Source organism: Undibacterium sp. Ji83W (assembly GCF_049340385.1).
Classification (GTDB): Bacteria; Pseudomonadota; Gammaproteobacteria; order Burkholderiales; family Burkholderiaceae_D; genus Undibacterium.
On record NZ_JBMPOZ010000009.1, the window covers coordinates 217,310 to 239,438 of the forward strand.

16 protein-coding genes and 1 tRNA gene are annotated in these 22,129 nt (G+C 49.6%); 16 read left to right on the plus strand and 1 reads right to left on the minus strand.

The window, feature by feature from the left end; genetic code table 11:
* Nucleotides 1–25 precede the first annotated feature (25 nt).
* Complete coding sequence (locus tag ACO0LD_RS16810; protein WP_423008789.1) at nt 26–1,468, plus strand: DUF4139 domain-containing protein; 1,443 nt, start codon at nt 26–28, stop codon at nt 1,466–1,468.
* A gap of 107 nt (nt 1,469–1,575) precedes the next feature.
* On the plus strand, nt 1,576–2,871 hold the full coding sequence (gene serS, locus ACO0LD_RS16815; RefSeq protein ID WP_423008791.1) for a serine--tRNA ligase: 1,296 nt from the start codon (nt 1,576–1,578) through the stop codon (nt 2,869–2,871).
* A 71-nt stretch (nt 2,872–2,942) separates the two neighbouring features.
* Here serS and ACO0LD_RS16820 read toward each other — a convergent pair whose 3' ends face one another.
* Nucleotides 2,943–4,712 (minus strand): GGDEF domain-containing protein, encoded by a 1,770-nt coding sequence (locus ACO0LD_RS16820; protein ID WP_423008855.1) that lies wholly within the window; start codon nt 4,710–4,712, stop codon nt 2,943–2,945.
* A 317-nt stretch (nt 4,713–5,029) separates the two neighbouring features.
* Here ACO0LD_RS16820 and ACO0LD_RS16825 point away from each other — a divergent pair.
* From ACO0LD_RS16825 to ACO0LD_RS16890, 14 genes are all read left to right on the plus strand, one after another.
* A tRNA-Ser gene (locus ACO0LD_RS16825) sits at nt 5,030–5,119 on the plus strand.
* 302 nt (nt 5,120–5,421) lie between these two features.
* Entirely contained in the window at nt 5,422–5,826 is a 405-nt protein-coding gene (gene gspG / locus ACO0LD_RS16830; RefSeq protein ID WP_423008857.1) for a type II secretion system major pseudopilin GspG, read from the plus strand.
* A 32-nt stretch (nt 5,827–5,858) separates the two neighbouring features.
* Nucleotides 5,859–7,061, plus strand: coding sequence for a type II secretion system F family protein (locus ACO0LD_RS16835; protein ID WP_423008793.1), 1,203 nt, complete (start codon nt 5,859–5,861; stop codon nt 7,059–7,061).
* The gene (locus tag ACO0LD_RS16840) at nt 7,058–8,761 is read left to right on the plus strand and encodes a GspE/PulE family protein (RefSeq protein WP_423008795.1); all 1,704 of its coding nucleotides are present in this window, start codon (nt 7,058–7,060) and stop codon (nt 8,759–8,761) included. The genes ACO0LD_RS16835 and ACO0LD_RS16840 overlap by 4 nt, the downstream gene beginning before the upstream one ends.
* Complete coding sequence (locus tag ACO0LD_RS16845; protein ID WP_423008797.1) at nt 8,754–9,578, plus strand: hypothetical protein; 825 nt, start codon at nt 8,754–8,756, stop codon at nt 9,576–9,578. The genes ACO0LD_RS16840 and ACO0LD_RS16845 overlap by 8 nt, the downstream gene beginning before the upstream one ends.
* Nucleotides 9,575–10,129 carry a PilN domain-containing protein gene (locus tag ACO0LD_RS16850; RefSeq protein ID WP_423008799.1) on the plus strand — a complete coding sequence of 185 codons (555 nt, stop codon included), beginning with the start codon at nt 9,575–9,577 and terminating at the stop codon, nt 10,127–10,129. The genes ACO0LD_RS16845 and ACO0LD_RS16850 overlap by 4 nt, the downstream gene beginning before the upstream one ends.
* Entirely contained in the window at nt 10,126–10,740 is a 615-nt protein-coding gene (locus ACO0LD_RS16855) for a hypothetical protein (RefSeq protein ID WP_423008801.1), read from the plus strand. The genes ACO0LD_RS16850 and ACO0LD_RS16855 overlap by 4 nt, the downstream gene beginning before the upstream one ends.
* A gap of 2 nt (nt 10,741–10,742) precedes the next feature.
* Nucleotides 10,743–11,288, plus strand: a complete 546-nt coding sequence (locus ACO0LD_RS16860; protein WP_423008803.1) for a hypothetical protein — start codon at nt 10,743–10,745, stop codon at nt 11,286–11,288.
* A gap of 14 nt (nt 11,289–11,302) precedes the next feature.
* The gene (locus tag ACO0LD_RS16865) at nt 11,303–13,678 is read left to right on the plus strand and encodes a secretin N-terminal domain-containing protein (RefSeq protein WP_423008805.1); all 2,376 of its coding nucleotides are present in this window, start codon (nt 11,303–11,305) and stop codon (nt 13,676–13,678) included.
* A 50-nt stretch (nt 13,679–13,728) separates the two neighbouring features.
* On the plus strand, nt 13,729–14,208 hold the full coding sequence (locus ACO0LD_RS16870; RefSeq protein ID WP_423008807.1) for a type II secretion system protein: 480 nt from the start codon (nt 13,729–13,731) through the stop codon (nt 14,206–14,208).
* Nucleotides 14,209–14,212: 4 nt separating this feature from the next.
* Entirely contained in the window at nt 14,213–14,617 is a 405-nt protein-coding gene (locus ACO0LD_RS16875; protein WP_423008809.1) for a type II secretion system protein, read from the plus strand.
* An 8-nt stretch (nt 14,618–14,625) separates the two neighbouring features.
* Complete coding sequence (locus tag ACO0LD_RS16880; RefSeq protein WP_423008811.1) at nt 14,626–15,120, plus strand: type II secretion system protein; 495 nt, start codon at nt 14,626–14,628, stop codon at nt 15,118–15,120.
* 304 nt (nt 15,121–15,424) lie between these two features.
* Nucleotides 15,425–18,115 (plus strand): carboxypeptidase regulatory-like domain-containing protein, encoded by a 2,691-nt coding sequence (locus ACO0LD_RS16885; RefSeq protein WP_423008813.1) that lies wholly within the window; start codon nt 15,425–15,427, stop codon nt 18,113–18,115.
* Nucleotides 18,116–18,165: 50 nt separating this feature from the next.
* A complete protein-coding gene (locus ACO0LD_RS16890; RefSeq protein ID WP_423008815.1) occupies nt 18,166–22,101 on the plus strand; it encodes a beta strand repeat-containing protein in 3,936 nt (1,311 codons plus the stop codon).
* Nucleotides 22,102–22,129 lie beyond the last annotated feature (28 nt).

The window sequence follows — 22,129 nt, forward strand, 5'->3', positions numbered from 1 at the left end:
CCCACCATTTTCATCAAGGATGATCATGCATAAACCTTTGACCGCAAGCCTGTTGTTATTGTCCCTGGTTGGAAGTGCCTATGCCCAGACAGAGGAGCAGCGTAGTACCCTGGCTGACCAAAAAGAAGTTGCTGTCACGATCTACAATGAAAACCTGGCTCTGATCAAGGACCAGCGCAAACTACCCTTGAAGCGTGGCGCAAGCGCACTGGCTTTCCGCGATGTCAGCGCCAAGATGCGTGCAGAAACTGCATTGCTGCGCAGCTTGTCTTCTCCAGGCAGCTTGTCCGTCGTAGAGCAAAATTTTAATTTCGATTTGCTAACACCGCAAAAACTGCTGGAAAAATATGTAGGCCGCAATGTCAATATCATCCGCACCAATCCTGCGACGGGTGCGGAGACGACAGAGTCTGCGCAAGTCTTGTCTGCAAATAATGGCGTGGTGTTGAAGATAGGCGACCGCATAGAAACCGGCCTGCCTGGTCGCATCATTTATCCTGATGTGCCAGCAAACCTGCGTGACCGTCCTACCCTGGTCATGGCACTTGATAACAACGGTGCACAGCAACAGGATGTAGAACTCAGTTACCTGACCGGTGGTTTGTCCTGGAAGGCAGACTATGTTGTCGAGTTGAATGCGGCTGATGACAAGCTGGATATTTCAGGCTGGGTTACTTTAGGTAATACCAGTGGCACAACTTACCGCAATGCCAAGCTGCAACTGGTCGCAGGTGATGTGCATCAAGTGTTGCAAAGAGTAGAAATAACCGGTAGTTCAGTAAGAAGACTGGATGCCCCTCAGCCCATGATGGCTAAAAAAGCCATGGCGGAAGAATCTCTGTTTGAGTATCACCTCTACACGCTGGACAGGCCAACCACTATTGCAGAAAACCAGACCAAGCAAGTAGCTTTGCTGTCTGCATCTGGTGTGCCTGCACGTAAAGAATTGCTGCTGGCAGGCAGTGATTATTACTACCAAAGCAGTTACGGTGATCTTGGTCAAAAAATGAAGATAGGCGTTTTTGTTGAATTCGACAATAAAGAGGCCTCTCAACTGGGCATGCCTTTACCCAAAGGTGTCGTACGGGTTTACAAAAAAGATGGTGCAGGCAATGCCCAGTTCATAGGTGAAGACAGTGTTGATCACACACCAAAGAATGAAAAAGTACGCCTGAAACTGGGCGAAGCCTTTGATGTGACTGCCGACAAGAAGCAAACTGACTTCAAAAAACTCGCAGCGAGCGGCAAATACAATTACGTTTCTGAAAGTGCCTACGAGCTGGTATTGAAAAATGCCAAAAAAGAAGCCGTCATCGTCACCGTGCAAGAACCCATGCCTGGTGACTGGCAAGTCTTGAGCAGTAGCCATCCTTATACCAAGAGCGCCAGCAATACGGCAGTATGGAAAATCAGCGTACCTGCAGAAGGTAATACCAAGCTGGTTTACCGTAGTCTTGTGAAGTATTGATACGTAGATTTTGATGTAAAAACAGCATTTCCCCTTGTTTGAAAATAGGGGAAATGCCCATCCCTTGATACAATAGTCGATTAGCTTAGTTCACTGCACTTAAAATCATGATAGATATTCAACTTTTGCGCAAAGATATTGCCAGTGCGGCAGCGCGCCTGGCTACCCGTAAGTTCCAGCTGGATGTAGAAACCTTTAATGCACTCGAAGCCGAGCGCAAGCAAATCCAGTCCCGTACTGAAGAGCTGCAAGGCAAGCGCAATACCTTGTCCAAACAGATCGGCAATCTGAAAAGCAAAGGTGAGGATGCATCCGCCTTGATGGCAGAAGTTGCAAGCATTCCAGAAGAGTTGAAAGCATCAGAAACGCATTTGAGTGATGTGCAAGTTCGCATGAGTGCATTCCTGCAAACCATTCCCAATCTGCCACATGAATCTGTTGCTGTCGGTGAAGATGAAACCGGCAACGTGGAAGTGCGCAAGGTCGGTGCGCCACGCGCGTTTGATTTTGACGTCAAAGACCATGTCGATATCGGCTCAGCCCTGGGCCTGGATTTTGAAACTGCAGTGAAACTCACAGGCTCCCGTTTCTCCGTCATGAAAGGTGGCGTGGCACGTCTGCACCGCGCACTTGCCCAGTTCATGCTTGACATGCAAACGGTGGACCATGGCTATACTGAAATGTATACGCCTTACATGGTCAATGCTGATTCTATGCGCGGCACGGGTCAATTGCCCAAGTTTGAAGAAGACTTGTTCGCAGTGAAAAAAGGTGGGCAAGAAGGTACAGGCGAGACGTTTTACCTGATCCCTACTTCCGAAGTCACACTCACCAATACCGTGCGCGACGAGATTCTGGCTGCCGATGCATTGCCTATCAAAATGACCGCACACACACCATGCTTCCGTTCTGAAGCAGGTAGCGCAGGCCGTGATACCCGCGGCATGATACGTCAGCATCAATTCGACAAAGTCGAAATGGTGCAAATCGTTCATCCAGAAAAATCCATGGAAGCCCTGGATGAAATGGTCGGCCATGCTGAAGCCGTTCTGACCAAGCTGGAACTGCCTTACCGCGTCATGAGTCTGTGTACTGGCGATATGGGCTTTGGTGCCTGCAAGACTTTCGATCTGGAAGTATGGCTGCCAGCACAAAACACTTACCGTGAGATTTCTTCGATTTCGAATATGTTCGACTTCCAGGCGCGCCGCATGCAAGCCCGCTTCCGCAATGCCCAGGGTAAACCAGAATTGGTACACACTCTGAATGGCTCTGCGCTGGCAGTTGGTCGTACCCTGGTGGCTGTGCTGGAAAATTATCAGCAGGCGGATGGTTCTGTCGTTATCCCGACAGCTTTGCGCCCATACATGGGTGGCCTGGAAAAACTGACACCAGCGGCTTAATTGGCCCTGGTTTAATGAAAAACGCGCTTCATGACATAAAGTGAAGCGCGTTTTTTGTTTACAGATTGCGTTTAGCCTGCCAGCAAATCCATTTCAGAACGACGATCTACAAACAGGCTATTGCCATGAATTTTCTTGGCCTGCTTCTTGGCATCTGATGCGGCGATGGAAATCTGGTGATGTGAGTAATAGCGGTTTGCTCTTGACCTGACCACACCCAGGGAGAGGCTGACCAGTGGGTAAAAGACTTTCTTGCCCTGTCTGTCTTCACTCAAATAACCACCTCTTTCTCGGTCTTCAATGCTGTAAAAATCATCAATGGCAGCAGAAAAACTTGCCAGTATGTCCTGGCAGCGTACTTCCCAATCCTCGCTGCGGAACAGGATGATGAAATCATCGCCACCAATGTGACCAATAAAATCCAGTTGCGGATCACAATGCTGCTTTAATACATCGCTGGTCATTTGTATGATGTCGTCGCCACGGCGGTAACCATAGACATCATTAAAGGGTTTGAAATGATCAAGGTCGCAATAGCAGGCACAGAAAGACTGCTCTTTCTGCAGCAATACATCGATATGCTCATTGATAGGGACATTGCCCGGCAATTGCGTCAGTGGATTGGCATAACGCGCCGCAGTGATTTGCATTTGCGTGATCTCGCGCATCAAATCCGGCCCGCTACCCAGACCTATATAGCGCCCTTGATCAGTAATGATAATGCCGTTGATTAACTGCTCGGGATTGGCTTCCACGATAATGTGGCTGACATCCTGCATGCTGGTATTTTTGTCGACAATAACAGGATGCGCCTCCATGAAAACCGTGCAAGGCTTTTTACCATACAGTTCACGCTGATAAGGGCGGGCGAAGCGGTCTATCATGTGGTAGCGGTTGATCAGGCCTACAGGTATGCCGTCATCCACTACAGGGATGATTTGTAATTTCGGATGTTGCAAGAAGATGTCATCGACCTGGTTATTCAGCATGCGAGAAGAAATGGTCGGCGGTGTCTTTAAAATCTTTTCTACTGTAGCCGCCTGCTCAAAGCTGCCTGATGTACGCCGTGCTGCCTGATATTGATTCGGCGTTAAAATCCGCGCCACTTCAGCCGACACTGCACGTGCAGGGGTAGGGTGGGGGCGGGCGATATGATAACCCTGGCCGCAGGCCACACCCAGATCACGCACAGCCAATAGCTCAGCCTGGGTTTCTATGCCTTCAGCGACGACGCGTGTACCAGATTTCTCAGCGATGCTTTGTATGGAGCGCACAAACTGCGCCTTGACCGGATCATGATCTATACCCTGGATAAAATGCATGTCGATCTTGACATAATCAGGCTTTAATTCTGACCACAAACGCAGGCTGGAAAAACCTTCTCCCAGATCATCAATCGCAATCTCAAAACCCATCTCGCGATAATGGATGACTGCCTCACACAGCAAAGCATAGTCATGCGTGGGCTGGTATTCAGTCAGCTCTATGATGACGCGCTCAGGGTTTATGCCCAGTTCATGGATATAATCCAGCGTCTCACCATAACGCACATCTCTTTGCAACAGGCACTCAGGGCTGACATTCAAAAACAACTTGCCAGGCAATTTCTGCGCTGCGAATTGTTCCAGCACGATACGACGGCACAGGTGCTCTACCGTCACCGTCAGATTATTGTCCCATGCAGCTTTAAACAAATTGCCAGGGGAGTGCAACGGACTGTCCGACGGGCCACGTATCAAACCCTCATAGCCAAGGATGTCGCCATTCTGCATCTGTACGATGGGCTGGAAACGTGCGGTAAGGAGGCGCTGCTCAATGATGCGTTGCAAATGCGCCAGCATCAGCGCAGCAGATTGCACACCGAACTGACTGATGTTTTGCTCAGATACCAGATTTTGCTGAGACAGATAATCCACAGTATCTCCCGCTATACAACTTTCCATTGAAGCTAATCCCAATGTTGATATGCCAAATGCAGCCACAGTTACAGGCGACAGCTTGCCGCATTGCATCAGAATATAGTCTTGCTTTATGACATCTTCATGTCGCGATATGTAGTCAGGTTTTTAACTTGCACGGCGACGTTGCTTCGCTAATTTTGATTTGAGCAAGTTCTTTGCTATAATCACAGGCTTCGTTTATAACGAACAACCAAGCCGGAGAAGTGGCAGAGTGGTTGAATGTACCTGACTCGAAATCAGGCGTAGTAGCAATACTATCGGGGGTTCGAATCCCTCCTTCTCCGCCAGAACATGAAAAGCTCTTGATGGATAATCAAGGGCTTTTTTGCATCTAGTGGCCATTCTTTTGCTCATTAGGACACAACGCCCCGGCCTTCCTTTTTGATTAAATTTATGCTAAGCTCCGCGACTGTCTAAAATTTAGGCACATTCTTTTACATTCCCGAATTGTTGCTCTGATGCTGGTCTCCCTGTGAGTTCAGTGAAAGTTTTTGCAGAAGCACATCTCTCAGGCTAGACGATCAGGTATCAAGTGAACGCAATAGATCAAGCAAAATCGCAAGCAAAAGCAAAATCGGGCAGGAATGCGCTGCAAAGAAACGCCGGTTTCACTCTGTTGGAATTGCTGGTTGTGGTGGTCATCATAGGTTTGCTGGCTTCGTATGTGGGGCCAAAATATTTCGCACAAATTGGCAAGTCTGAGGCGGCGGTTGCAAAGGCTCAAATTACTGCGTTTGAAAAAGCACTGGATACTTATCGTATCGATGTGGGGCGGTTTCCAACGAGCGAAGAGGGTTTGACTGGCTTGCTGGAAAATCCATCGGCAAATACAAAATGGAATGGGCCTTATTTAAAGAAATCCATTCCACTTGACCCCTGGGGGCGTCCTTATCGCTATCTGTCACCAGCAAAAGACAAGGATTTTGAAATTGTCTCTTACGGCAAAGATGGTCAGGCGGGCGGCACAGGTGATGATGCCGATATTAGTAACTAGGTGCTTTTGGCGCAAACTTTTTAAATCAAACTATGCGCTTCAAAATAAGGGCACTGACACCTGATCAGCAAATCGTTGAAGAAATCATTGATGCGCGCACTGAAGCCGACGCACGTCTGGCGATAAAGAACCGTGGCTGGGTGGTTTCGTCATTGCAGCAAACCGGCACCCTTTCAATATTAAGATCTGGTCGTTCCGGGGTAAGGCCTGGTAAATTTTCTCTGCTCCTGTTCACCCAGGAGTTGCTGGCTTTACTCAATGCTGGCCTGACTATAGTGGAAGCTCTGGAAGCTTTATTGGAAAAAGAGCAAAGCCAGGAAATTCGTGCCGTATTGTCTACCGTTCTGACTGGCTTGCAGGAGGGAAAGCGCTTTTCCAAGGTATTGGCTGAGCAAGAAGAATATTTTCCAAGTTTATTTGTCGGTATTGTGCAAGCATCAGAAAGCACCAGCAGCCTGTCCCCATCATTGGCACGATTTGTAGAGTATCAGCAGCGTATTGATGTTGTCCGCAATAAAATTATCAGTTCCCTCATTTATCCTGCCATCCTGTTTTTGGTTGGCGGCGCTGTTACTTTCTTTTTGCTGGTGTATGTCGTACCACGTTTTGCAGAAGTCTATCGCGGAACTGGGCGCGCGCTGCCATGGTCGTCCCAACTGTTGTTGAACTGGGGGGCTTTTGTCACAGAACACGGTTCTGTATTTACCCTGGTTTGCCTGGCTGGTATTTTGTCCTTAGGCATCGCTATCAAAGGCATCTGGCAGAGAAACGGTGCCCTGGGTCTGGTCGCCAAATTCCCGGTGTTTAGTGAATCTATTCGTATTTATTCTTTATCCAGGCTGTATATGACCCTGGGTATGTTGCTCGATGGTGGTATCCCCATCGTTGCTGCCTTGAATACTGCTGCCAGCATGGTCGGTGCCAATATGCAGATGGCCTTACAGCAGGCAACTGCTTCGATTGAATCTGGTGTCATGTTATCTGAAGCCTTTGAACGCTATGAGTTGACTACACCAATTTCACAGCGGCTGTTAAGAGTGGGCGAACGCACAGGTGAATTAGGGAAGATGCTGACGCAATCGGCCAATTTTTATGAAGGCGAAATCACGCGCTGGATAGATCGTTTCATTCGTAGTTTTGAGCCAATTCTGATGGCTGTCATTGGCCTGATTGTCGGCACTATTGTGGTGCTTTTGTATATGCCTATATTCGATTTGGCGGATGGTCTTTCATGAATAGTGCTTTCGATAATATGACTAGCGTACTGGTTACGCCAGAATTGCTCCAGCAGGCCAGGGACTATGCCAATCAACATCATGTCAGCATGTGGCTTGCCCTGCTGAATCTGACACAGGTTGAGGCCAGGAAGCTGCTGCAGACACTGGGCCACTATTGCGATATGCCTGTGATGGAGACGGTAGAATTGCAGGCGCACGTGCCGGCTTTTGATTTGCTGCCATTGAACCGTGCCATGCAAAAGCAAAGCCTGATACTGCGTGATGCGCAAAACGGTTTGTTTGCAGTCATATCTGATCCTTTCGATCCCGATGTTCAGATCTGGCTTGGTTCCATCGCCAAATCTCCCATACAGTTCCGGCTGGCATTGAATACAGACATACAGGCATATTTGTCGCGCCATGAGGATACTACCCGTACTACTGATAGCCTGGCGAATACCGCCTCGCTTGACACCGCAGGTAAGCGCGAGAGTAAAGCCGCGACCAGGCTGTCCTTTGAATCTGTGTCGGAAGCAGCCAGCCCTGCAGTCAAGCTGGTCAATACCACCTTGTATGATGCTTTAAAGGTCGGTGCTTCAGATATCCATCTGGAAAGCACGGCACAGGGTTTGAGTGTCAAGTATCGCATTGATGGTGTGCTCGATCACATCACATCCACAACCGGCATTGCCGATGCTGAGCAAGTGATTTCCCGACTCAAGGTATTGGCTGAACTTGATATTTCAGAGCGTCGGGTGCCGCAAGATGGCAGTTTCTGCATCGAGGTCAATGACAGGGAAATCGATTTGCGGCTTTCCATTATGCCCAGCATACATGGTGAAGATGCGGTTATCCGTATCCTCGATAAGCGCGCAATGGTAGAAGCTTATGGTGCACTCAGTCTGGAAGCACTGGGTTTTGATGAGGCGTCGCTGGTTACCCTGCGCATGTTGACAGAAGAGCCGTATGGCATGCTACTGGTGACAGGTCCGACTGGTTCCGGCAAAACAACCACGCTCTATGCGGCGCTTTCAGAAATCAATAGCGGGCGCGAAAAAATCATCACCATTGAAGATCCGGTCGAATATCAATTGCCCGGTATATTGCAAATTCCTGTCAATGAAAAAAAAGGGCTTACCTTTGCCAAGGGCTTGCGTTCCATCTTGCGCCATGACCCTGACAAGATTATGGTGGGCGAAATCCGCGATCAGGAAACAGCAGAAATAGCCGTGCAGTCGGCACTGACAGGCCATTTGGTGCTCACCACCGTGCATGCCAATAATGTGTTCGATGTATTTGGCCGCTTTGCGCATATGGGTATTGATCCTTATGCCTTTGTCTCTGCATTGAATGGCATCTGGGCACAGCGTCTGGTACGTATCAATTGCCCGCATTGTTCGACAGAAATCAGCGTTGATGAACATATGTTGAAGCGGGTCAATCTGACTGCGGAAGACGTTCACGATTTCCATTTCCGGCAAGGGCAGGGCTGTGGCGATTGTCGTGGAACCGGTTATAAAGGCAGGCGCGCCATCGCCGAGATACTCACTTTGACGGATGAAATTCGTGAAATGATTATCGAAAAACGTCCTATCAGACAAATCAAAGATGCTGCAAGGCGTAATGGTACAACGACCTTGCGCGAAGCAGCGCTGGCAATGGTCAAGCGTGGCGACACAACGCTGGAAGAAATTAAAAGGATTACGTTGCATGCTTAAATTCTTTTGTTCTTCCTTATTGGTCGATATCAATGCCAGGCAGATTTGTATCAGCCAGCAAGTTGCAAAATTCCGTCGCTCGCCTGAGTTTGAAGTAGTACCCTCATTTCCACTGGATATAGAGCTCGATGCCACTGATTTTGGTCTGCAATGGCAGTCGGTATTTACCAATTATCCAGACAGGAAAGGTTTGCTGGAAATCGTCCTTGACGATGTACTGGTCAAATTTTTTGTGTTGGCACCACCATCCCACGCGCAGTCATTAAAGGATTTTCATGCTGCTGCCCAAATGCGGCTGGAAACTTTGTTTAATGTGAGCAGCGATGACTGGCTCATCAGTGCTGACTGGCAAAGCAATAAACCTTCATTGATCTGCGCTATTCCCAAGACGCTTTTGGCAAAAATCAGCGGTGCAAGTAAAAAATCTGGTCAGCGCATATTGAGCTTGCAGCCTCGCTTTGTATGGATGTGGAACCAATGCAAGCAAAGATTTTTAACTGACGCCTGGTTTGTATCTGTTGGCGAAAAGGCGATGACGCTGGGTACATTCCAGGAGGGATCTTTGCGCTTGGTCAAAACCATATTGTTGCCTGAGGCCAGTGACGACGTATGGCTGCGTACCCAATTGCAAAGAGAAGCAATGCTGCACCAGTTGAATCCACCGACGCAATTGTTGCTTGCAGGTCGTATTCCCACTACCTGGCAATACAGTCTGTTGCGCCAGACCAGCCAGTATCAGCTCGCAAAAAAAGATCTTGCAGACAGCAATACTGATGCCAATGCATTGCTTAAGAGCAGGGTGGGAGCCGCTTCATGAAAATGATACGGATAGAATTCGCGCCAGATTCAATAGCGAGGCGTTTGCATTACACTTCATTCCCGGTCTTGTTGCTGGCTGTGCTGGTACTGGTTTTACTCGGTGGTTTGGTCTGGCGCGGCAATCAACTGCTTCAAAGTCGCATGCATGCTGCAGAAAAAATGCAGAGTTTGCAGGCTGACATAGCGAAAATCGAAAAGAAACAACTGAAGACGCCACCGCCCAAGCTACCGCAAGAGCAAGTGATTGCGGTCAATCAGGCAATTGCCAAACTCAATCTGCCATGGACAGACTTGCTTGATGCGCTGGAAAAAGCCAGTTCAGACAAAGTCGCCTTATTGCAGGTGACACCGAATAGTCAAAAAGCCAGCTTGAAAGCGATGGCAGAGACAAAAAATAGCGACGACATGATTGCGTATATCGAAGCCTTGAAACAGCAAAAATTGTTTACAGCCGTGATTCTTGAAAAACACGAAATCAATGAGCAAGATCAGAATAAGCCATACAGGTTTCAATTTGAAGTGCAATGGCGCGATGGAGTCAGGCAATGACAACATCCCAAGCAAAACATGCTTCGAACTTGCCAAGGAAAATTCGTCTCGCCATAGTGTTTTCAGTACATGCACTGGGTTGGGTTAAATTGCTGTTGTTGTGCCTTTTGCTTGCGGTCAGTGCTGCCTGGTGGTACGGCGTACCCTATATGCAAAAGCAGATTTACAGGATGGAAGAGCAGCAAGCTGATCTGCAGATAAAACGCCAGCAATTGAATGTGCTTAAACAGACGCCGGTACTGGATGATAATTTGCAGCGCCTGAATGCATTTTATGAATTGCTAGGTGAAAAGAAGCATGTAGAACAACAAGTGAAAACCATACTGTATCTGGCCAATGAAGCAGGCGTTAGCCTGAAAGCTGGCGAGTATCAATTGGCAGAAAACAGTGCAGGCAAATTTTTCACTTACAAAGTGCAATTGCCTGTGAAGGGCAGTTATCTGCAAATCCGTAAATTTGCAGAACAGGTTTTGCTGACCATCCCATTTGCATCTCTGGATGAAACTTCCTTCAAGCGTGAAACCATCAATGGTCCCGTGATCGAGTCGAAAATGGTGTTCACCTTATATGTTGGTGCAACTGCAACATTGCCTGGCAGAGGTTTTGAATGAGCATGCGCAAAATTTTACTGGGTGGCGGTTTGCTCGTGGCTGTATGGATAGCCTTTTATGCAGATAAAACACCTGACGGTGATATTGTTGAAGCTGCAGCACCTAATGCAAAGAAGGTGCAGGTGACATCACAGGCAATTGCAACGCCTGCCAAGTTGCCAGATACCAAAACGAAGATACAAGCTGCAAATCAAGTGCAGACGATTGCTACTGTCATCGACAGAAAACAATTAATCGCGGCAGATTACAAAGGCAATGAAAGCTTCTTTGGCTCCCAAAGCTGGACGCCACCACCACCGCCTGCAGCCAAGCCGCCACCGCCACCGCCGCCAACTGCACCGCCTTTACCATTTCGCTATCTCGGTAAAAAGACAGACGATGGGCAAATGGAGGTTTACCTGTCCAGTGGTGACCGGACTTTTATAGTCCAGGAAAAAACTATTATTGAAAATATCTATCGTGTTGATGCCATCAAACCCACCATGATGAGTATCACCTACCTGCCTTTGAACCAAGTGCAGACTTTGCAAATCGGTAATGCAGATTAACTAATTGAGTATTTATGAATTCATTTCAACACTTGCTGGGTCGTCGGCTACTGTCCCTGATAATAGTTTGCATATCGCTATTTGGTTGTGCTGCACAGATGGCTTACCGTGATGGCAAAGACCTCATCGCGCAGGACAAACTTGAAGATGGTTTGGAGAAATTCAAATTCGCCATGGCAGAGGCACCAGGCCAGCTTGAATATCGCAAAGCCTATCTGAAAACGCGTGAACAAATCATCTATAGCTTGCAGGAGCAGGCAGACCAGTCCGTCAAGCTGGAAAAGCTGGTTGCTGCCAGATTGCATTTTCAAAGAATATTAAATATCGATCCGGCCAATGAACAGGCCAGGGCAGGGCTATTCAAGCTGGAGCAACTCGATCAGCATGCAGCATTGATTACTGAGGCGCAGGCCTCGTTCGATAAAAAAGAATACAGCCGTACTCAGGCCTTGACTAAAAAAGTGTTGGCAGAAAACCCCGGTAGTGTGGCAGCCAATAAATTGGCGAGAATGGTGGCCGAGTCCGTCGTGCAGGCGCCGCAAGAAACCCGATTAAATGCGGCTTACAGAAAAACCATCAATATTGAATTCCGTGATGCGCCGGTCAAGCAGGTTTTTGAAGTGATTTCCCGTACATCAGGCATTAATTTTTTATTTGACCGCGATGTTAAAACTGATCAGCGTACTTCGTTGTTCTTGAAGAACAGCACGATAGAATCGGCCATCCATTTCACACTGCTGACTAATCAACTGGAGAAACAAGTCCTGGATGGAAACACTATCCTGATCTATCCCAATACTGCGGCCAAACAAAAAGAATATCAGGAGATGGTCGTTAAAAGTTTTTACCTGACCAATGCAGATGCCAAAAACGTATCGAATTCGCTCAAAACACTGGTCAAGACACGCGACATCGTAGTCGATGAAAAACTCAATATGCTCATCCTCAGGGATAGCCCCGATGCCATCAAATTGGCAGAAAAAATCATCGCCCTGCAAGACTTGCCTGAGCCAGAAGTGATGCTTGAAGTTGAAATACTTGAAATCAAGCGCACGCGTTTGTTGGAGCTAGGCATACAGTGGCCAAATTCACTCAGCCTTTCCCCTATATCATCAGCGGCTGGTGGCGCATTGACCCTGCGTGATTTGAAAACCAACCTCAATCCATCCACCATCAGCGCCACGCTTGGGCCAGTGTCCGTCAAGGCCAGGCGTGAAGTGGGTGATGCCAATCTTTTGGCCAATCCGCGCATACGTGCCAAGAATCGCGAAAAAGCCAAAATACTGATAGGTGAGCGTGTACCCAATATCACCACCACTGCCACATCCACTGGCTTTGTCTCTGAAAATATCAACTACATTGAGGTGGGCCTGAAGCTTGAAGTTGAACCAACCATCTATCTTGATAATGATGTTGGCATCAAGATTGCGCTCGAAGTCAGCAGTCTGACTAATCAGTTGAAGACGCAATCTGGCTCGGTCGCTTACCAAATCGGCACCAGGACAGCCAGCACAGTCTTGCGCCTGAAAAATGGTGAGACGCAAATACTGGCAGGTTTGATCAATGATGAAGAGCGTAATTCTGGCACCAAAGTGCCAGGCCTGGGTGAAATGCCAGTTGTTGGCCGTCTGTTTGGTAGCCAGCTTGATGATAATCAAAAAACAGAAATCGTACTCTCGATTACACCGCATCTGATACGCAACATCCAGCAACCAGAATTGCGCAATGCTGAATTCCAGTCAGGTACCGATAGCAGCTTCAGGATCAGGCCGGAAATGTCGGACACCATGCCTGGATCAAATGCAGCACCTGGCGGTGCCCCATATGAGGCAGCAAAGAATGCTGTAAAAACCGACACCAATCCGGCTAATAGTCTTGGTAACGGAAATAACAACGCAAATGGTGCTGGCGGCATTAATGGTGGAATTAGCGGAGGTATTGGCGGCATAGCAGGCACAGGCGGCATTGCCAATGTAGGCATGCCACAAATGGAATGGCAAGGACCGCGAAGTGTAAAAATTGGCGATGTATTTTCCTTGCAGTTGATCATGCAATCTGACCAGCTTGTAACCAGCGTGCCACTGGTTCTGGGTTTTGATCCTAAAGTCTTGCAAGTCGTCAATGTGAATGAAGGCATCTTCCTGAAACAGGGCGGGGCACCCACCAACTTTAATGCTTCGATAGATCCCAACGGGCAGGTGACTGTCAGCAATACGCGCACTTCTGGCGGTGCCAGCAGCCCGGGTAGCCTGATGACCATCAACTTCCGCGCCATGGCGGCAGCGGAATCAACACCACTCAAAATATTGTCTGTTACGCCAGTTGGCGTGGCGGGCCGTAATTTGCCGGCTCAGGCCTTGCTGCCTTTTAATGTTGAAGTTCTACCTTGATGTAGAGCGCAGAAGAAGAGCATAAAAGAGCATAAGCAAGTACAAACGACATGAAACGCGCAACTGCAAATGGCTTCACTTTAATAGAATTGCTGATTACCCTGGCAATTTTAGGCGTGCTCGCGAGTATTGCCATGCCCGTTGCGCAGATAGCGGTGCAGCATAGCAAAGAGAAGGATTTAAAACTGGCACTGCGCGAAATACGCACTGCTATAGACCAGTACAAACGCCTGAGTGATGAGGGGCGTATCCCCAAAAATTTCAATTCAACTGGCTATCCGGCAAATCTGGATATGCTGGTAGAAGGTGTTGTTGATCAACGCGATCCTGGTCACAGAAAAATATATTTCCTGCGACGTTTGCCACGCGACCCTTTGCAAGCCAATCTTAATCTGGATGCCGCTGCAAGCTGGGGCAAGCGCAGTTATGCCAGCGAGGCCAATGACCCACAAGAGGGTGATGATGTGTATGACGTTTACTCGACCAATTCCCAGCAAGGTTTAAACGGCATCGTTTACAAGCAATGGTGAAGATATGCGAAGACAAATAAACTTACCCGTGCACTTTAAGCGAAATAGTGGTTTTACTCTGATAGAACTGCTGGTTGTGCTCGCCATTGTCGCCTTGCTTAGTACCCTGGCAATGCCCCGTTATTATCAAAGCCTGGATAAAGGCAAAGAAGCCGTGTTGGTAGAAAACCTGCGCACGACGAGGGAAAGCATAGACAAATTTTACGCAGATACAGGCCGCTATCCAGAAAACCTGGAAGAGCTTGTCGAGCGTAAATATCTGAAGGATTTGCCCATAGACCCCATCACAGAAAGCACAACCAGCTGGCAAATCATTGCGCCAGCAGATGGTGCCCAAGGGCAGGTCTACAACATACAAAGTGGCGCACAAGGTCAACGTGCCGATGGCACGGCTTATCGTTCTCTTTGAGTGAGTGCATGCAAAAAACTGCCAAAGTAAACGCCAGACGGAGCAATTCAGCTTTCCATCAAAGCGGCATGGCTTATCTTGGTTTGCTGTTGAGCATAGCCTTGTTATCGATTGCGGCATTGGCCACCATGCAAGTCCATAGTCTCATGCAAAGACGGGCTGCAGAAGAAGACTTGCTTTTCATCGGCCAGCAATTCCAGCAAGCCTTGCTCAGTTATGCCAATGCCACGCCACCTGGAGGGCTCCGTGCCCCAGCCTCACTCAATGACTTGCTGCGCGACCCTCGTTACCCCATGCCACGCCGCCATGTGCGCCAGCTCTATCTTGATCCCATTACTTTACAGGCCGACTGGGGCTTGCTGCTGTCGCCAGATGGAAAAGGTATCGTTGGCATCCATAGCAAGTCAGAGCGCGCACCGATCAAGCTTGCCCAGTTTCCTGCCTCATTGAGGGATTTTGAAAATAAAAAAAGCTATCAGGAATGGGTGTTTAAAGTGCTTTGACAACCGTAAAAAATGCTTTGCACAGCGTCATTGTGATCAACGTAGTAGTAATACCACTTTCAAAAAAAAGCAAAAAATCAATTTACTGCTTTTAACCAATATTGCTATAGAAAAATTATTTTTTATGCATTGCTTTCGGTAATCCTGAGATATCACCAATAGTGATACCAGTTATGGGGAATTTAGTGCTTGCCACAAATTGTAACAATAGTTACTATCCGGGTTCAAATTTTCAACGTCTATCTGCGATCTCTCAAATTCACTACTGAGATTCGGCTCAGTGCGTTTATTTCAGGGGTCTGCTGTGTTTCAAAATGTCAGTGCTTTTGCGCGAAACCTGTTGGTTGGCGTTCTTTTTTTGTCGGCCCTGCTGGTAAATGGTGTCCATGCGCAAACCACAGTACAGGTGTCCAACGGTTTGCAGTGGCTCAACGCGCAGGTGCAAGCTGACGGCAAACTGATAGGCGAAGCGCAATCTATCGCGACCCCCTTGCAGACCCGCTCAGAAGTTGCGCGAACATTGAAGCTGCTGGCAACGCTGCCAACCAGTTTGGCATCAAGCATTGCCGCCGACACCGAAGATAATACTGAATATCTCGCACGCAAGATTATTTCACTGAGCGCCAATGGCTGGGACCCCGCGAATTCACTGAACCTGCTGCTCACGCGTCAAGGCGTAGAGGGCGGTTTTGCTGGTGCATCGTATTACTCCAGTAATGTCGTCGATACAGCTTGGGCAGTATTAGCACTGGCGCAAACCAACGGTGGGACGAGTGATGCTGCTAATCGTGCACGCGCCTATCTCGTCACCCAACTTGCATCTGATGGTGGTGCGTCTGGGCCAAACGACTGGAACCGCAAATGCAACAGCGCAATTATTTTGCTTGCATTACAAACAGTTTCAGATGGTAGTAATACCACCCTTGTAAAGGCGCTGGCATCCTGGTTGCAGCTACAGCAGGCTGCCGATGGGAGTTGGTCAGGCAATACTTATCTCACCGCGCTTGTCATGGCCGGTATCGCACCTGTGACAACGGATGCTGCGGTGCGCACTAATGCGCGCAATTTTCTGATCTCGAAACAGGGTACGGATGGTAGCTGGAATACCGATCCTTTCCTGACTGCCCTGGTATTGCGTGTGCTCTCTGGACAAGCGGGATCGCCTGGCAGTGCGGGCGTTTTGCATGGGCAACTGGTCGATAACGCTACCAATGCACCTTTGTCTGGTGCAACTATAACCCTGTCGGGTGCGCCAAATCAAGTAACGACGACCGACATCTCCGGGCGGTTTGCCTTTAATGGCCTGGCGTCAGGGAATTACTCAGTAACGTACTCCCGAGTTGGCTATACTTCCAAAACTGTCAGTTATAGCGCAGTCGCAGGCCAGATAAGCGATGCAGGCATAGTCAAACTGACCCAACTTGCAGGTACCAGTATTATCCGCGGTCAAGTGACTGCGACAAATGGTGCGGTATTGCCTGGCGTGACCATGTCCTTGTCAGGAGCGGCCACGTTGAACGCAACTTCCGATGCCAATGGCCGTTATGAATTCATAGTGCCATCGCCCGGCGCCTTCGCGATTTCGGCCAGCCTGACCGGTTATAAGACAGCCTCATCCAGTGGTACAGTCGCGGCAGGGCAAACTGTATTGTTTGCTCCAGTGTTATATACCAATAGTGAAACCACTCCAGGTACCATCAGGTTCACAGGTAAGGTCGTATCTGCCGGACAAAATACGCCGTTGGCGGGTGTTGCCATACAAATTGGAGGTGCTGCCAATAGCAACGCTGTGACAGCCGCAAATGGACAGTTTGATCAAACCTTGAACCCTGGTAGTTACACTGCCACTTTCTCGCTGTCAGGTTATACCTCGGTCACGCAAATTTTTACTGCTTCTGCAGGTAGTACAGTTGATGCTGGCACGGTTACCCTGATGCCAGTCAAAACCAGTACTAGCATCAAAGGGAAAGTCGTCAATACTTCCAATACTGCAATCGCAGGAGCGACGGTACAGATCGTCGGCATGTCGAATGCCGCGACAACGGCGGCGGACGGTAGCTACGCCATCAATAATATCGCCGGCACCAGTTTTTCCGTGCGGGTTGGCGCTGCCGGATATAACTCCCAAACGATCAACTTGCAGGTCTCCGCACCATCCGACCTCGTGCAAAATTTCTCCTTGGCGTCGCAAACGGCCAGCACGCTTTCCATAGGCGACCTGATTACCAACCAGGCACACTACGGTGCTTATAAGTCGGTAGCGATTCAAATCAAGGTGCGCAACGATAGTACCGAAATCCGCTCGGGCACTTTCAAGGCGGCTATTGTTGATGCGCAAGGCCAGATAGTCGATAACGTGGATGCAACCTGGACCAATGTCCAGGGCGGCCTGGTTCGCCAGTTTGATTTTCCACCCGGTGACACCAGTTTAACCATACCCTGGAGTACCAATGCGAATGCGCCTGGAGCCTATACCATCTTGGGAACGGTTTCTACAGGCGCGGCGGGCGGCCTTGAAAATATCGACAGGCAGACAAGTATCGTAATTGATCCCACACAAGAGATTGGTAGCGTTACAGTTTCGCCAAAACCGAGGTTTGCCAACGTTGGTGAGACCAAGTCGATTCAATTTGGCCTGGATGTATTCAATCGCTCCAACGTCCCAGTTAGCGCCGATGTGGCCTTCCAGTTGCAGGCTCCTGGCGGCATCGTCATTTACAGCGGTACCAGCAAGATCGATTTGTTACCTTCGGACGGCAGTAAATCGCTCGTCCTGAACGGTACATCCTACACATTTGCGCAAAGCGGGTCTCATCCCATATTGGTACAGACATCGAATGGGCCGACACCGGCCACTGTCATGGGTGGCACCATTGTCGTCGCACCTGGCATACGCATTGAAATGAGCCAGGAACTTACACCATCAGTCGTAACGCCAGATGGGAATAAGAGGATACGCACCGATATCCTGCTCAAAGGAGTTGAATCAAAATGAAAAAAATAAACTACCAATGGGTTTGTATGGGAATACTCGCTGCATGTGCAATGCTAATCAAAACAAAACAGTTGCGCAGCGTGATGGGCTGGATTGGTTCATTGGCCGTGGTGTTTGCGTTGTCGCTGAGTACCTTTGGCGCGGCATCCGCCGCTACACTCAATCTGACTGGGGCAACAATCTATGCAATTGACAAAGATGGCGGGTACACCGGCAATGGTTGGGATACCATTGGTTCCAATGGCGTATTCAACCTCTACTTTCTGACGGGTTCTCATGTATTCCTGAGTACAGGCAATGGCCTCGCTACCTCGCCCAGCATTGACTTGTCTGTTGCAGGCACGTACACGTTTCTTGTCCGTTCCGACGGCAGTGGCTTTAATTGGACGGCACCTTTTGCTGGGCTGAATCTGTTTTTCAACACCAGCACCATTCCAGGAATTTCTGCATCCGTTCCATTCAATGTCGCGGTTCCCGCACTGACGCCATGGGTTAAGCCTGGCCTCGGCATACTTGATCAAAATCCCATTCCTGGTGCCAACTCACTGTCTTTCGTAACCGAAGATGCAAAGGTGACGATGACCGCGTTTAGTTTCTTGGATTACCGCAATCCCGTAGTTGCGCCAGATTACCCTGATCTGGTTGGCCCTTTGAATAGCAGTGGCAACGGCCTTAACGACTATTCAGCGACCATCACGCTACAGGTGGCGCCTATGCATCCTTTGCTGCGCAATGTGCGTGTAGTGAAAACCCTGTCAAATGTTGATATCGATGTTGATACATCATCTTTCACCAAGCCTCCATTCAGCGTGACCGATGTGGGTAACCAGAAAATCATTGAATGGCGTTTTGACACGTTCAGTGCGGACGCAACCGATGATTTGGGTTTTGATATTATCTTCAAGAATCCGGTACCAAATGAAAAGCGCCTGGTCAGCTACAAAACAGCTTTGACTTATGACGATATTAGTGGCAACCCTGTGCGAACTGAGCTGGACCCGCAATATGTCACGGTCTATTCATCCATTTTCCAGATTGCACCAACAACAGACAAGACGTCTTATGTTGCCAATGAAATGGTTCAGATAACCAGCACCGTCAAGAACCTCAGTAGTGCGATAGGAACCGGCACGGTAAAAATCTCGATCAAAGATACGAACAACGTCCTGGTTGCTGATTTGGGTAGTACATCACCACAGAGTATCGCAGTGGGCGGCACTGGTGTCTTTGGTGGAGTGAACTTTGCAACCGGTAACACTTATGCAGGTAGCTACAAGGTCGTCGCGGAGATGATCAATACCGCAGGCCAGGTCATCGCCAGCGCCTCGACACCATTCACTATTAGCTCTGCCGCTGGTACCGGCCTGAAGTTGTCAACGTCGACTGATAAACAACAATACACCCCTTCAGAGACGGTGCGCATCAGTCCGCAACTAAGCAATACGCAAAGCAATGCACCTGTCGATAATATCCAGGTCATCACCAACGTGACCAACCCGGACGGCACAGTACGCTTCACTAAAACCGAAACCCTGGCACAACTGCCAGCAGCAAATACCAAAAACTATGCCTACAGCCTGCCACTGAGTGGCGTAGCGCCTGGTCAATACGCAGTCAAAGTCACAGCAACTGCTGGCACCACCACAGTGCAATCCACAAGCAGCTTTGCAGTGACAGCTTCTTCCAGCAATGGCAGTGGCCTGACAGGTACAGTCACCGTCACCCCGGCACAGGTAGCCGTGGGCAGTGCACTGGCACTCAACTTCAGTGCCAGCAACCAAGGCAATAGCGCACTGACAAACCAGGCATTGAGCGTCAACATCATTGACCCCGTTGGTCAAAAGGTCGTCGGGCAGTTCCCGTACACCAGTACCATAGTTATCGGTGGCACCTACAGTGGCAGCACCTCATGGACCGCCACTGGCACCACAGGCGCTACCTATGTAGCGACTTTGACCGCCACGTTTGGTGCCAACACCGTGACCCTGGCCCAAGCCAACTTCACCCTGGCTGCGCCGCAAATCAAACTGACCACAGTTGTTGATACCGACAAGGCCAGCTATGCACCCACCGATATCGTCAAGCTGCATGAACGTCTGACCAACATTACAACTGATCAGGCAGCCAATAATCTGCAGGTTGTGGTCACCGTCAAAAACCCGGACGGTAGCACGCGTTTCACTAAAACTGAAACCCTGGTCAGCCTGGCAGCCAATGCAGCGCAAGACTACAACTACAGTATTAACCTCAGTGCCGCTCCGGCAGGGCAGTACACGACATCTGTCGTAGTCAGCATCGCTGGCAACACCGTGCTCTCACAAGCCAGTGGTGTATTTAGTGTCGCATCCACCGCCAGCACAGGCAGTGGTTTGAAAGGCAGCATCACCGCCTCTGTACCGCAAGTGCCAGTTGGCAACCTCATCAGTTTCCCTTTCAATGTCACGAACGAGGGCAATGCAGCTTTGACAGATTTACCGCTGACCGTCAGCATTATTGACGCCACACAAAAAGTCATCGCCAGCTTCCCTTACAAAACCACGCTGGCAATGACAGCCAGTTTTGCTGGCAACACAGACTGGACCAGTGCCGGTACCGCAGGTGCGCAATACACAGCCGTGTTAAGTGCAAAAGTCGGCAGCAACACGTTGACGCTGGGCCAGGTGACGTTTACGCTGACTTCATCCGTCGTCAGCCTGACCATCAAGCAAGCCGCAACGCCATGGCAAAACGTGCTCGTCTACAGTGCCTGCAAACGCGCTGCCGATGAATTGCTGGGTAAATGTGCCGCCACCAAGTTCCCCGCAGAAAACGCCGCGACCCTGGCGCAATGTGATACCAGCAGGGCAGGTGTGCTCGACAACGTCCTCGCTAATCAAGGCATCAGCCACACCATCAGCACCGACGCGGCGACTTTCCTGACCCAACTGCGTAGCGGTAACTACAGCACCTACTGGATCAGCAATGGCGCCAGCGCCTTGCCAGAACCAGCAGCTTCTGAATTGCTGGCAGCAGTCAAGCGCGGTCAGGGCTTCATGCTTGACAGCCTGGTTACAGCCACCAATATCCAGCTCGCACAATGCTCAGGCGTCACCAACAACGGCGCCTATGCCACAGCCCTGCAACAAATGAGCCTGGCTGGCGGCGTATTCAAAGGTGGCGACCTTGCAGGCCCAGCCACCCAGACCAAACTGGCAGCAGCAGGTGGCACGGTAGAAGCAACGCTGAAAGGCACAGCCTCTAGCCCAGGCATCGTCAGCGCCAACTATGGCAATGGCAAAACCCTGGCATTCGGTTTTGACTGGAGCGATACACTGGCTGCACAGGCAAACGAAAGCCGCTGGCCGCTGATGATCAAGCAAGGTCTCGACTATTTGACCCCCGCAGCCGCAGATTTGAATGCACTGCTGCCAGGCGACATCAGCACACTGAGCAGCACCATCACCAATGCAGGTGCCGCCCAGCCCGTACGCATAGTCCAAAGCTTGCCAGCAGGATCGGTGATTAAATCCAGCACGCCAGCCGCTACCGTGGGCAGCAATGGCAATGGCGACGTCACTGCCACCTGGAACCTGACCGCCGCGTCTGCCGCTGACACCGTGGTATCGGTACGCTGGCAGGCTCCGGTATCTGCTGGTACCTACAACGCCAACCTCGCAGTCAGCATGGTCAGCGGTGGCAATGCCACGCCTTACAAGTCGCAAGACCAGGCTATCAAAGTACAAAGCGCCAGCCAGATCAATGCGCAAACCATCAGCTTGATACAAGGTTTGAGCTTGTCAACGCCAGCACAACTTGCACAACGTACCGCCATCATAGACTTGCTCAACCAGGCCAATACCGCCATGAGCAGCAACAGCATGGACAAAGCCCTGCGTTTGCTGATCACTGTACAGGGCAAGTTGAAGAACATAGAAACCGGCGTCGGCCCGGTCAGCAAATCACTGGCCAACCTGATTGCTGTAGTTGAACGACAAAGTGCGCGCTAAGCGTGACGGTAATAAAAATAGAATAATT

What these genes read in the sequence shown, in the direction of transcription:
- ACO0LD_RS16810 (WP_423008789.1), top strand. Translation starts at nt 26, where the DNA reads ATGCATAAACCTTTGACCGCAAGCCTGTTGTTATTGTCCCTGGTTGGA.
- ACO0LD_RS16855 (WP_423008801.1), top strand. Translation starts at nt 10,126, where the DNA reads ATGACAACATCCCAAGCAAAACATGCTTCGAACTTGCCAAGGAAAATT.
- ACO0LD_RS16870 (WP_423008807.1), top strand. Translation starts at nt 13,729, where the DNA reads ATGAAACGCGCAACTGCAAATGGCTTCACTTTAATAGAATTGCTGATT.
- ACO0LD_RS16875 (WP_423008809.1), top strand. Translation starts at nt 14,213, where the DNA reads ATGCGAAGACAAATAAACTTACCCGTGCACTTTAAGCGAAATAGTGGT.
- ACO0LD_RS16835 (WP_423008793.1), top strand. Translation starts at nt 5,859, where the DNA reads ATGCGCTTCAAAATAAGGGCACTGACACCTGATCAGCAAATCGTTGAA.
- ACO0LD_RS16860 (WP_423008803.1), top strand. Translation starts at nt 10,743, where the DNA reads ATGCGCAAAATTTTACTGGGTGGCGGTTTGCTCGTGGCTGTATGGATA.
- ACO0LD_RS16840 (WP_423008795.1), top strand. Translation starts at nt 7,058, where the DNA reads ATGAATAGTGCTTTCGATAATATGACTAGCGTACTGGTTACGCCAGAA.
- ACO0LD_RS16845 (WP_423008797.1), top strand. Translation starts at nt 8,754, where the DNA reads ATGCTTAAATTCTTTTGTTCTTCCTTATTGGTCGATATCAATGCCAGG.
- serS (WP_423008791.1), top strand. Translation starts at nt 1,576, where the DNA reads ATGATAGATATTCAACTTTTGCGCAAAGATATTGCCAGTGCGGCAGCG.
- ACO0LD_RS16850 (WP_423008799.1), top strand. Translation starts at nt 9,575, where the DNA reads ATGAAAATGATACGGATAGAATTCGCGCCAGATTCAATAGCGAGGCGT.
- ACO0LD_RS16820 (WP_423008855.1), bottom strand. Translation starts at nt 4,712, where the DNA reads ATGCTGGCGCATTTGCAACGCATCATTGAGCAGCGCCTCCTTACCGCA.
- ACO0LD_RS16865 (WP_423008805.1), top strand. Translation starts at nt 11,303, where the DNA reads ATGAATTCATTTCAACACTTGCTGGGTCGTCGGCTACTGTCCCTGATA.
- ACO0LD_RS16890 (WP_423008815.1), top strand. Translation starts at nt 18,166, where the DNA reads ATGCTAATCAAAACAAAACAGTTGCGCAGCGTGATGGGCTGGATTGGT.
- ACO0LD_RS16880 (WP_423008811.1), top strand. Translation starts at nt 14,626, where the DNA reads ATGCAAAAAACTGCCAAAGTAAACGCCAGACGGAGCAATTCAGCTTTC.